The sequence below is a fragment of the Paenibacillus pabuli NBRC 13638 genome, from assembly GCF_001514495.1.
Taxonomy (GTDB): Bacteria; Bacillota; Bacilli; order Paenibacillales; family Paenibacillaceae; genus Paenibacillus; species Paenibacillus pabuli.
On sequence record NZ_BCNM01000010.1, the window covers coordinates 15,176 to 26,822 of the forward strand.

The following is an 11,647-nucleotide window of genomic DNA, read 5'->3' on the forward strand; positions in this document are numbered from 1 at the left end:
TGCTCTCTTAGAGCAGGGCATATTCCAGACCAAAGAGGCAAAATCTTTTTTTGCAGACAGAACAACGTGATGTTGGTACCTTTCCCTCCAAGGCTTCAGCTATCTGATGGGTTGAACGGGAATGGTGTGCAGATGCTCCTGCGCGATTTGAATGAGTTCTTCCTGCTTGGCAGGTTCCGTGTTCTTCCAGATCATTTCGAAAATGGCACCAAGTCCGGGTAATGCTGCTTCCGGTCCATCTACAGAACCCTCGATCATCTCCCGGAGCTGATCATCACTTTTGTCATGAACCTTATGAACAATCGCTTCACGCAGACTTAATGTAATTGGCATCGCAAGTCCCTCCTCGTATATTCGGCTGCTCTAATACTGTTCCCTGGGAAGCTTGAGCGCATTCAAGTTTATTGGGCTTTGTGGTATACTACGAAGGATATTTAAGTAACCATTCACCTTTAATTGAAAAATGGACTACCAATAGATACGTAATGCTGAAGTGCAGCGGGAGGTTAGACCTTAATGGCAAAGAAACAATATGCCGTCATTGGCATGGGACGATTCGGATCAAGCGTAGCCAATGCGTTGAGTGACATGGGATTTGACGTACTGGCCATTGATGCGGACGAGCAGCGGACCCAGGAAATGTCCAATGTGGTGACTCATGCCGTATCGGCAGATTCGACGGATGAAGAAGCGCTGCGTGCGCTGGGCATAAGAAATTTTGATGTCGTCGTTGTGGCGATTGGTGAAGATATTCAGTCGAGTATTCTCACAACCCTTATTCTGAAGGATATGGGTGTGCCTGTTCTGATTGTAAAAGCACAAAATGAACTCCATGGTAAAGTATTGCAGAAGATTGGCGCTGACAAGGTTATTTATCCCGAGCGGGATATGGGGCTGCGTGTAGCCCATCATCTGACATCGCCAAACATTCTCGATTATATTGAGTTATCTGAGGATTACAGCATCTTGGAAATGAGAGCGTCCGAGCAAATGATCGGTAAAAACCTGTTGGAGCTAAATATTCGTGCACGTTTCGGTTGTAATGTGATGGCGATCCGCAGTGGGAATTCGATGAATATCTCTCCGTATGCGGAGGACCGGATCGAGGAAGGCGATGTGTTGATCATCGTTGGTCATAAGGATCATTTGACGAAAATGGAGCTGGCGTATCCAAAGTAATGATCATGTTGATAACGTGAGTTGGTTGAAGATGTTCAATGTATCTCGTAACATGATCAAAAATCCCGCAGACGGGAAGGATGGAAAGATGGATATTGTATCACCGCAAAATACACGGGTGAAGGAATGGGCACAGCTGCTGGAGAAAAAACACCGTACCCGTCAGCATAAATATATTATTGAAGGCATTCATCTTGTACAGGAAGCGCTGCGTGCCGGGGCAGATCTGGAATGTATCGTATATGATGGGGAGCAAGGTATACCCATGGAACTGGCCGGGCTGGAGGCTCCGCTTCAGCGTGTGGAATGGATTAGTGTATCTCCTGCGGTTATCGCCAAATGTACGGATACGATGACCCCCCAGCCTGTTTTTGCCGTTGTACATAAAGGACGTGAGCCGCTGCAGAGCCTGTTGTCTTCCTCCAAGAGGCTGGTCGTGGTATTGGACAACGTTCAGGACCCCGGTAATGTGGGGACGATCATTCGCAGTGCGGATGCAGCAGGAGCAGCGGGTGTTGTGCTTGGTGCGGGGTGTGCTGATGTTTATAATCCGAAAACGATCCGTTCGACGATGGGGTCATTGTTTCATTTGCCAATCGTGGAAGGCCAGTTGGAAGCATTGCTGCCTGAAGCGAAGGCTGCGGGTGTAAAATTGGTTAGTACGTCTCTACAGGCGGAGTATTCGTGCTACAGTTATGATTTTACTCAATCGGTGTGGCTTGTGATTGGTAATGAGGGCAAGGGGATATCGGAGTCTACTGCACGACTGGTGGATGATGCGATTACGATCCCGATGCAGGGACAGGCGGAGTCGCTTAATGCCGCGATGGCGGCAACAATCCTGTTGTTCGAGGCGATGAGACAGCGGATGGTGTAGCCAATAAATACTATACTTCATTAATAAATGAAGTGAAAAATATTAGCTTATTCCAACTCGAACGATGAGTAGGAATAGGCTTTTTTTGTATGGTCGAGAAAGTGGAATTAAATAAATCGAACGATATGGAGCGGGTATGCCAATATATAGTGTGAGGAGGAAGGGGATGGATGATGAGTGAGACAGAAAAGTACATAGAACTTGTGGAGTTAACCCTGGCTGGCGACGACGGTGCATATGGGGAGTTATATGAGCAGACGGTGAAGGACGTGTATCGCACTGTTCGTTTTCTGATTCGTGACCCATCGGATACGGAAGATCTGGTGCAGGAAATTTATATTCAAGCGTACAAGTCATTAGAACGATACGATTCGGAGCGAGCATTTCGTCCCTGGTTAATGGGGGTGACAATGCGGCAGATCCGGAGTTACCGACGGAGGCGGTTGACACAATTTCGTTTTAACAAGCGGATGGAGAAGTCTGATCCTGGGCTGGAGTATGATTTTTCAGGTGACATAATCAACAAACTGGCAAATCGCCCGCTGCTCGAACAGGTGTACCGACTGCCATATAAGCTGCAGCAAGTGATCACGCTTCACTATTTGAACGAGTACACGCAAGAGGAGATTTCATGCATATTGGGTATCCCGCTAGGAACAGTAAAGTCGCGTATTCATGCGGCGTTAACCAAGCTGAGGCAGAATCAGAAGTTGAATTCAGGTAGTTGGGGAAAGGTGGAGAATTTGCATGAAACTCGATGAACGGTTGCGAAAAGCATACCAGGAAGAGACAAAAGACTGGATCATTCCTGAGCGAACAAAATATAAGGTCATCCTTGCTATTCGAAGTGAATCACGTCTCAAAAGACATCGAAAGAAATGGCTGGTTACTGCACTGCTGGCTGCTTTACTTATCATTCCGACTGGAGCCTATGCAGGGTATACCTATCTGGCAGATGGAATATATGGTTCACAGGAAACGACGGTAGCGTTAGGTGGAACAGCCGAGGATTACATGAGGTTGGAAGCAAAGCTGCAGACGGCCAAAGCGTATTTTAGTGCAGAGGAATTTGCCCAGTACATGAACCTGTTGAAGCAAATGGGACAAATGGCTTTGAAGTATGGGGATCAAGAGGGAGAGATGCACCCCGAGCAATGGAGTACAGTGGAGCAAGAGCGATACAGCCTTCTTGTAGCTGAAATGGAACCATTTATCAACAAGCTGGAATCAGCAAACATAGAATCTCCAAAAGAACTTATGGATCCGCAGCAATTTTGGAACGAACAGCTGACATTAGCAGAGAGTAAGTTTTCCAAAGAACAGTATACCGAGTTCAAGTCGTTATATGAGCAAATGAAGCAGTATGAAGCCATGGTGATGGATGGGGATGGGAGTATTCATGAAGAACGGTTGTCAGTGGAGCAGAAGGAAGAACTGCAGCAGGTCAGAGAACGGATATTTTCCTTTTTGGAGAAATTGGGCCTTGATGTGCGTAAGCCGGGGGAATAACTTAGATGCGATCGGAGACTGAATATGAATAATGAATCTCGGATGACCTTTTATCTCCTGCCCTGTACATTCAGCCGATACTGATGCGGCGTGGTGCCTGTTGCATTGTGGAAGACTTTGCAGAAGTAAGATGGGCTGGACATGCCTACACGTTGGCCTATTTCCGGAATAGAATGTGTGGTACTCGTAAGTAACACGCATGCATGACGAATACGGGTAGCTTGGGCATAAGCAATGATGGTGGTGCCGGTAGCCTTTTTAAATATATGGGACAGATGATATGTCGAGAGATGCAGCGTACCTGCGATATCTTCCAGACGAAAAGCCTCGTTGTAGTGCTCTTCAATCCATTGCATGACAGCCTCGGCATGAGGGTGCAGAACGGGGGAAGCCGTTGAGAGCGTATTAGAGCTGGGATACTGCCTGTCCTTCCAAAGATAGCGAAGCTGTGTCAGCAGTCCAAGTAAAAAGAGCCTTATATCCTCTTCTGCTTCATGGGGAAGCAACGTAGGCAGAATATTTGCAAATTGCTCAATCATATGAACCAGCGGTGACGCAGCGGGAAGACGAATCGGTTGAAGTGGAGATGTTTGCTCCAGTAGGTCCATTATAAAGTGATGTAAAACGGCAAATTGCCGAGAGTGCGGGTTCAGCAGGTGCTGCTCATACATCAGTACACTGCGAATAAAGGGATGCTCTTTCGTGACTTGAATCTGAATATGATGCAGCTGAAAAGGGCGGAAGATCATCAGGGTACCTGGCTCAAGGGAGAATGCCTGACCCTCGGTGATTAGCTGTCCATATCCATCATGGATATACGTGATTTCCATCTGAGAATGAGCGTGAAAAACCTCTCGGTTTGCGGTGGTGGAGATACGGCGGCATACCAGATTGAATTGTTCTGCGTTGATAATGGGCATTAGGAAAACCTCCCTTCAAGAGCGCAATATAGTTTTATTTTATCACAAGATGAACGCATAAAAGCGCTTTATTATTGTGTATTGTGAAGGGAATAAGGGAGGTATGCATCTATGTTAAAGGTGGCCATTATTGGAGCAGGTGCGATCAGTGCAGCGCATATTACAGCGTATTTGGCATTTCCTGAACGATGCCAGATCGTAGCTGTGGTAGATATGTATGCAGAAAAAGCACAAAAGCGAATTAACGAATATGGATTGGAGGGAGCGCAAGCTGTTACCGATTATCATGAATTGCTGAATCAAAACATGGATGTGGTTTCCGTCTGTACCCCTCCGTATACGCATGCAACGATTACATGTGATTTTTTGCATGCAGGTACACATGTGCTGGTCGAAAAACCAATGGCTTCTTCTCTTCAAGAAGCGGATCTGATGCTGGAAGCGGCGCAAGAGAGTGGTACGTTGCTATCGGTTGTGGCACAGAATCGTTTTACGACACCGATGATGAAACTGAAAGATGTGCTGGATAGTCAACTTATGGGTCCCATTGTCCACGTACAGGTCGATTCATTCTGGTGGCGCGGCCATACTTATTATGATCTGTGGTGGCGTGGCACATGGGAAAAAGAAGGCGGAGGCTGTACGCTTAATCACGCAGTACATCATATTGATGCCATGCTATGGATGATGGGTCCCCCGGTGGAATTGCAGGCCATGATGGCGAATACGGCGCATGATAATGCTGAAGTAGAGGATATTTCCATGGCGATGCTTCGTTTCCGCGAAGGAGCCCTTGGCATGATCACCAGTTCCGTGGTACATCACGGAGAGGAACAGCAGTTGATTTTTCAGGGCAAAGAAGCCAGGGTATCTGCACCCTGGAAGGTCGTTGCTTCTACAGCACGGCCTAACGGATTCCCGGAATCGAATTCAGAGCTGGAACAACAAATTCAGAAACTTGCTAATGAATTACCGGATATTACTCATGTGGGTCATGCGGGGCAAGTGGAAAATATGCTAAATGCCATTGAGACAGGATCACCCCTTCTGGTGGATGGGAAAAGTGGACGGAATACACTCGAACTCATTGTAGGCATCTATAAATCGGCCAGTACAGGGGAAAAGGTGACTTTTCCACTAGGGGCGAAGGATGCTTTTTATACCAGGGAGGGGATTATGCAGCATGCGGTGCATTTTTATGAAAAGAAGACGGTTGTGGAGAATTTCGAGGACTTGGATATTACATTAGGAAGAAAGTTGGAGTCTTAGCGCAAAGAGGCCAGCCCACAAGTATTGTGAGGTTGGCTTCATTTGATTGCAGTCTTGATTCCAAAATAGAATAGTTTAATCAATGCAGTAGAGAGAAACCGGAAGCCAAGCAAGCATCGTGTTGAAACTCTGTGATGGTTTCGAACACCACAGTCTTAAATTTCTTCCCAATATCTTACCGCATTCCGGCAGTTTTCCTCTCATGTTAGGTTATATGTAATTAGAAACATATTCGGAAAGAAACCCGAAACCCAAACCCAACAAAAGGTTGATGTTACCATACTTGCCATAACCCTTGGCGGGCTGGATGATCCCCCAATGGATCTTATTACCATTCAATTAATTCGCAAATCGCGAGAATAACTTCGCTTTAATACTGGCAGCAGAACGTAGCTATATACTATATCACATGAGTTTAACTGATAATGTTACTAAAGGTAGCGCCAATAGGTTATGGTGATGAAGTGTAAACTGTTGCTTTAAATTTTTCAATGGATTGAAGTTACATGAAAGCTCCTCAAAATCACAAAGTCCCTTCTTTAAAGAACCAAGACACCTATACTTTCTTCAAAAGTACGTGCTACAGCCACTTATCGGCCCACCGTTCCACGGCGCTTAAGGCTCGCCCCAGCTCTGTGCCTTTGCGGGACAACATATATTCTGTCCGAACAGGGCGTTCTGTAACCACATGACGCACGACAAGTCCCTCTTCCTCCAGTTCCTTCATCCGTTCATTAAGTACCCGTTTGCTAAGGTCCGGAATATAAGCGTGAATTTCACTGAATCGTTTGGGTTCTTCCATCAATGTATGAATAATGAGAGCTACCCATTTCCGGCCAATGATCTGATAAGACAGTCCCACCTTTTCGCATATTTGCTTGGTATTCTCATCATCGCTCATAATTGTACTCCTTTGATTTAGTTAGGCTTATTATAGCATTAGTTTACTTATTGTAACCTGGCTGTCAATAAACCATATGTGTAAAATGTCACATACCAATTGTTTATAATGTTACCACATAAAGCGTTAACATTAAATAAAAACCCTGTAAACACTGGTGTTCACACGTTGGACACGATTGTTGACGAATTGTGACGACAGGTGTAATATGGGTAACGTTAATTCAAATGGTTACAATTTATAACCTTGGTTTAAGGTTGTGGAGAGAAGGAATGTTCCATGGTTAAATTCAGGTGCGTTGTTTAAACGGAGGCAAGGGGGCAACATACCCACTTATTCCGTCTTTTGTCATGCTTGAATTTGAACATTTTGCAACATCATATACTATACTGCACAGATCACAGGAGGCAATCCAATGGATGCAATGACATTTGTCCTCTTCGGGGCAACAGGCGATTTAGCCAAACGTAAGATTTACCCTGCATTATATAATCTGTACATTGATTCGAAAATGCCGAAATCCTTCTCCGTTATCGGTCTTGGACGGCGTGAATTGTCGGACACTGACTTCCAGGCGAATGTCGAAAAATCACTCCATGAATTCTCACGGCAAACGCCTGAAGAAGAATCTCAAGTACGTGATTTCATTGGGGCTTTCCGTTATTGTTCGCTGAATAATACGAAGCTTGAAGATTACACCAAACTGCTGAAACTGGTTGAGCAGCGTGAACAGGAACTGAGCATCCCGGAAAATCGCATGTTCTATATGTCGGTTGCACCGGAATTCTTTGAGCCAATCGCACTGAACATTCAAGAAAGCGGCTTAGGTCACACCAAAGGCTGGAAGAAACTCATCATCGAAAAACCATTTGGACACGATCTGCAATCTGCACGTGAACTGAATGAGAAACTGAGCAATACCTTTGCAGAAGAAGAAATTTACCGTATTGACCATTTCCTTGGTAAACCGATGGTACAAAATATCGAAACCCTTACCTACGCGAATCCGGTCATTCAGGCGTTGTGGTCCAACCGTTATATTGCCAATGTACAGATTACGGCAAGTGAAACCGTTGGTGTTGAAGAACGTGCTGCGTACTATGACCAAAGTGGTGCCCTTCGTGACATGTTCCAAAATCATATGCTTCAGTTGCTGATGATGATTGGTTTGCATTTGCCAAAACGCTGCACACCGGAAGAAATTCAATTCAAAAAGCAGAAAATTGCTGAAGCTCTTCGTCCATTGACGAAAGAGAATATCGCTGCTGAAGTCGTTCGTGCCCAATATGGGGCAGGCGAGCTGCAAGGTAATTCGGTTGTTGGATACCTGGACGAGCCTGGCATTCCAGCTGGTTCCCAAAATGAGACCTATGTTGCCGCGAGACTCTGGATCGATGATCCATTCTGGAGCGAAGTTCCATTTTACATTCGTACAGGTAAACGCCTGGCTGAAAAATCGACCAGAATTGTTGTCGAATTCAAGGCTCCATTGAAAACAGGTCACGAATCCGAAAATACAACAGAGCCTAACTTGCTTACGATCGAAATTGGTCCAAAAGAAAGTATCTCGCTTCAATTGAATGCGAAAAACCCGCTCAACCAAGGCGAAGTAGAACCAATGCATATGAACTTCAACTCAGGCGAACGCAACATTCCTGAAGCTTACGAGAACCTGATCTTTGACGCGATGCGTGGCGATTCTACATTCTTTGCTCACTGGAACGAAGTTGAACTCGCTTGGCAATGGGTACAGCCGATCTTGGAAGCATTCCAGGATGGCAGTGTACCACTCGATACGTACAGCGCAGGATCGCAAGGTCCGGAGTCAGCTGATCGTCTGATTGCAGAGAACGGCTACCGTTGGTGGTAATCGAAATTATTTTAATCTGTTTATACCGTTCCAATTTTGCATAAGTCCTTCCGGTACTTGCCGGAAGGCCGTAAAAATTTTTGATATAGATGTTGCTGCACATGGTTTCGTTTTAAGCGGTGTAGTGCAGGGGACGGAATCGATTCTGCAGAAGCGAAGCGTTCGCCTTTGTATCCAAATTTCAACTATATATAGTTGAATCAAGAAATTTGGATACAACAGCGATCGGAAGAACGATCCGTAACCGGAACGGTTGCTGCGGAACGCAAACATGTTGGATGCACTATGCAGAAATGCATTAATAATTGTTCATAACAGGAGGATTTATCAATGAAACTTGGACTTATTGGATTAGGTAAAATGGGATTGAACCTGGGCAGAAACCTGATTGACCACAAACATGAAGTGGTTGCATTTGACCTGAATGCAGAAGCGGTAAACGAAATGAAAGAATACGGTGCACAAGGCGTTTCTTCGTACAAAGAAATGGTTGAAACTTTGGAGTCCCCACGTGTATTGTGGATCATGGTTCCTCACAACGTGGTTGACGCTGTACTGGCTGAAGTAAGCCCATTGCTCTCCAAAGGCGACATCATCATTGAAGCGGGTAACTCGCACTACAAAGAGTCCATTCGTCGTTATGAAGAATTGAAACCATCTGGTATCCACTACATGGATGCAGGTACTTCCGGTGGTATGGAAGGTGCGCGGAATGGTGCTTGTTACATGATCGGTGGAGACCCAGAGGCTTGGGCAATCGTTGAGCCGGCTTTCAAAGACACGGCTGTAGAGAATGGTTATCTGTATGCTGGTAAAGCGGGCAGCGGCCACTTCCTCAAAATGGTACACAATGGTATCGAGTACGGTATGATGGCTTCCATCGGTGAAGGTTTTGACGTATTGGAGAAAAGCGGCTTCGACTTCGACTTCGAAAAAGTGGCTCGTGTATGGAACAACGGTTCCGTTATTCGTTCTTGGCTGATGGAATTGACAGAGCGTGCCTTCTCCAAAGACGCTAATTTGGATGAAATCAAAGGGGTTATGCATTCGTCAGGCGAAGGACGCTGGACCGTTGAAACGGCATTTGACCTGCAAACCGCTACACCGGTTATTGCACTGTCCCTGTTGATGCGTTACCGTTCCCTGGAAACAGACACGTTTACAGGTAAGGTTGTAGCCGCATTGCGTAACGAATTTGGCGGTCACGCGGTAGAAAAAAAATAATTTATATATAACTGTTAACATATAGAGATAATCGGGTAATGATAAGTATAGTGTTTACAAATTCATCAAGTGGAGGAGAACATATCATGAAATTTTTCTTGGATACAGGTAATGTTGAAGAAATCAAACGGATCGAACGTCTTGGTCTGGTGGATGGAGTCACGACTAATCCGTCTTTGATTGCCAAAGAAGGTCGCGTATTTAAAGAAGTGATTCAGGAGATCTGTGGCGTTGTTAAAGGCCCGGTCAGCGCTGAAGTTATCGGCCTCAAAGCCGAGGATATGTTGAAGGAAGCTTATGAAATTGCAGAATGGGCACCGAATGTAGTGATTAAACTACCGATGACCGAAGATGGACTCTATGCTTGTCATGAACTGACGCAAAAAGGAATTAAAACCAATGTGACGCTGATTTTCTCGGCAGCACAGGGTCTGATGGCAGCGAAAGCCGGCGCAACCTACATCAGTCCATTTGTTGGTCGTCTGGATGATATTGCGGTGGATGGCATGAAGCTGATTCGTGACCTGCGTCTCATTCTCGATACGTATGATCTGCCTTCCGAAATTATTGCAGCAAGCATCCGTAATATCAAACATGTGGAGGATGCAGCCCTTTCTGGTGCGCACATTGCGACCATTCCGGGTTCGCTCCTGCCAACACTGTGGAAACACCCACTAACTGACAGTGGTATTGAGCGCTTCCTGAAAGATTGGGAGTCCGTTCCGAAATAATCCATTGCTGACTTGGGCCTGATTCCTCAGACCTGTGTCCTTAAAAAGCTTTCCGCCTTGCAGACCATCTGCTGGTGGAAGGCTTTTTTTATTATAAAGCATGATGAGATTCTGTACGAACAGGTGCTGTCCTTCTTTTTCGGGACAACAACGCATAAGGATAAGATATAGCCTTTAGCTCATCCCGCAGGGAGGGATGCCCGATGATGAGAAGACGATGGCGAAGCCGAAGACGCCGCAAACCGCCAAGCGGCAGGCGCAAAATGTGGTTGATTATTTTATTGGTAACAGCGTTCTGTTTAATGCAGGGTTTTGCCTATGTGGATAAGAAAATGAAACCGCCCATTATGCATTTGGCCAAGATCAGAGTGAAGCAGATTGCAACGGAAGCGATCAACACGGCGATCACAGCGCAAGTGTCCGAGGGTAAATCCACCGAAGGACTGATTGACTGGAAAACCGATACAGCAGGAAAAGTGTCCGGGTTTATGCTGAATTATGATGAGCATATGCGGATCACGGCAAGTACGATGAACATCGTGCAGTCCACATTGCAGAACGTGCATATGTTAAAAGAAAAAATTCCGCTGGGTCAGGCTCTGGGCAGCCCGGTGCTGGCATCGTTTGGTCCAAGTATACCCGTGCGTATCGAGCCCCAGGGAGCTGTTAAGGTAGACCTGAGCACTCGCCAGCAGAATGCCGGAATTAATATGATTCTGGTAGAAGTGTATATTCACATCATTGCCGAAGTCGCGGTGGTGGTGCCCTTTGACATGGAGCCTGAGACGGTGGATACGGAAATTCCGATATCCTACCTGCTGGTGGTTGGGGATGTGCCAATGTACTACTACGATAATCAGGGCAAGCCCGTCGGCAGTAACGGCAGCAATGCACCTGCGATTGCGCTGCCTTCCGGTCAGACAGGTGTATCGAGTGGACAGGGAGGAACGCCCAGCCCTGGCTCCCCAACTCAACAGCAGGCACCCACTGACAGCCCGAACGGAAATGAAATGGAGATTGAGCCAGAAGGGTCTGATCCAAATGGGGGATTGCAGCTTGACGTGGATGTGAATCACTAATGGATCAAAGGAAAATATGCAATAAAAAAGCGTGCTCTCATTAGAGGGCCCGCCAGATTGTCGAGAACCCCTGTCTTTTTGAGACAGG

At 46.1% G+C, this 11,647-nt stretch carries 12 protein-coding genes; 9 read left to right on the plus strand and 3 right to left on the minus strand.

Annotated features, from left to right (window positions below; all coding sequences use genetic code 11):
• Positions 1–99: 99 nt before the first annotated feature.
• Positions 100–333 carry a small acid-soluble spore protein SspI gene (gene sspI, locus PPA03S_RS14545; RefSeq protein ID WP_062324046.1) on the minus strand — a complete coding sequence of 78 codons (234 nt, stop codon included), beginning with the start codon at positions 331–333 and terminating at the stop codon, positions 100–102.
• Positions 334–516: 183 nt separating this feature from the next.
• Here sspI and PPA03S_RS14550 point away from each other — a divergent pair, with 183 nt between their 5' ends.
• From PPA03S_RS14550 to PPA03S_RS14565, 4 genes are all read left to right on the plus strand, one after another.
• The gene (locus tag PPA03S_RS14550; RefSeq protein WP_062324047.1) at positions 517–1,179 is read left to right on the plus strand and encodes a potassium channel family protein; all 663 of its coding nucleotides are present in this window, start codon (positions 517–519) and stop codon (positions 1,177–1,179) included.
• A gap of 88 nt (positions 1,180–1,267) precedes the next feature.
• The gene (locus tag PPA03S_RS14555; RefSeq protein ID WP_062324201.1) at positions 1,268–2,056 is read left to right on the plus strand and encodes a TrmH family RNA methyltransferase; all 789 of its coding nucleotides are present in this window, start codon (positions 1,268–1,270) and stop codon (positions 2,054–2,056) included.
• A 173-nt stretch (positions 2,057–2,229) separates the two neighbouring features.
• A complete protein-coding gene (locus PPA03S_RS14560) occupies positions 2,230–2,817 on the plus strand; it encodes a sigma-70 family RNA polymerase sigma factor (protein WP_062324202.1) in 588 nt (195 codons plus the stop codon).
• The gene (locus PPA03S_RS14565; RefSeq protein WP_062324048.1) at positions 2,804–3,565 is read left to right on the plus strand and encodes a DUF3600 domain-containing protein; all 762 of its coding nucleotides are present in this window, start codon (positions 2,804–2,806) and stop codon (positions 3,563–3,565) included. The genes PPA03S_RS14560 and PPA03S_RS14565 overlap by 14 nt, the downstream gene beginning before the upstream one ends.
• Positions 3,566–3,615: 50 nt before the next feature.
• On the opposite strand, the gene PPA03S_RS14570 is transcribed toward PPA03S_RS14565, so the two are convergent.
• Entirely contained in the window at positions 3,616–4,485 is an 870-nt protein-coding gene (locus PPA03S_RS14570) for an AraC family transcriptional regulator (protein ID WP_062324049.1), read from the minus strand.
• Positions 4,486–4,596: 111 nt separating this feature from the next.
• On the opposite strand from PPA03S_RS14570, the gene PPA03S_RS14575 reads away from it, so the two are divergent.
• Positions 4,597–5,754 (plus strand): Gfo/Idh/MocA family protein, encoded by a 1,158-nt coding sequence (locus PPA03S_RS14575; protein WP_062324050.1) that lies wholly within the window; start codon positions 4,597–4,599, stop codon positions 5,752–5,754.
• A gap of 580 nt (positions 5,755–6,334) precedes the next feature.
• Here the strand turns inward: PPA03S_RS14575 and PPA03S_RS14580 are convergent.
• Positions 6,335–6,655 carry a winged helix-turn-helix transcriptional regulator gene (locus PPA03S_RS14580; RefSeq protein ID WP_062324051.1) on the minus strand — a complete coding sequence of 107 codons (321 nt, stop codon included), beginning with the start codon at positions 6,653–6,655 and terminating at the stop codon, positions 6,335–6,337.
• A gap of 415 nt (positions 6,656–7,070) precedes the next feature.
• On the opposite strand from PPA03S_RS14580, the gene zwf reads away from it, so the two are divergent.
• From zwf to yunB, 4 genes are all read left to right on the plus strand, one after another.
• Positions 7,071–8,525 (plus strand): glucose-6-phosphate dehydrogenase, encoded by a 1,455-nt coding sequence (zwf, locus tag PPA03S_RS14585; protein ID WP_062324052.1) that lies wholly within the window; start codon positions 7,071–7,073, stop codon positions 8,523–8,525.
• A gap of 330 nt (positions 8,526–8,855) precedes the next feature.
• The gene (gnd, locus tag PPA03S_RS14590; protein WP_062324053.1) at positions 8,856–9,749 is read left to right on the plus strand and encodes a phosphogluconate dehydrogenase (NAD(+)-dependent, decarboxylating); all 894 of its coding nucleotides are present in this window, start codon (positions 8,856–8,858) and stop codon (positions 9,747–9,749) included.
• Between the two features lie 86 nt (positions 9,750–9,835).
• Positions 9,836–10,480, plus strand: coding sequence for a fructose-6-phosphate aldolase (fsa, locus tag PPA03S_RS14595; RefSeq protein WP_024632668.1), 645 nt, complete (start codon positions 9,836–9,838; stop codon positions 10,478–10,480).
• 203 nt (positions 10,481–10,683) lie between these two features.
• Positions 10,684–11,559, plus strand: coding sequence for a sporulation protein YunB (yunB, locus tag PPA03S_RS14600; protein ID WP_062324054.1), 876 nt, complete (start codon positions 10,684–10,686; stop codon positions 11,557–11,559).
• Positions 11,560–11,647: the final 88 nt, after the last annotated feature.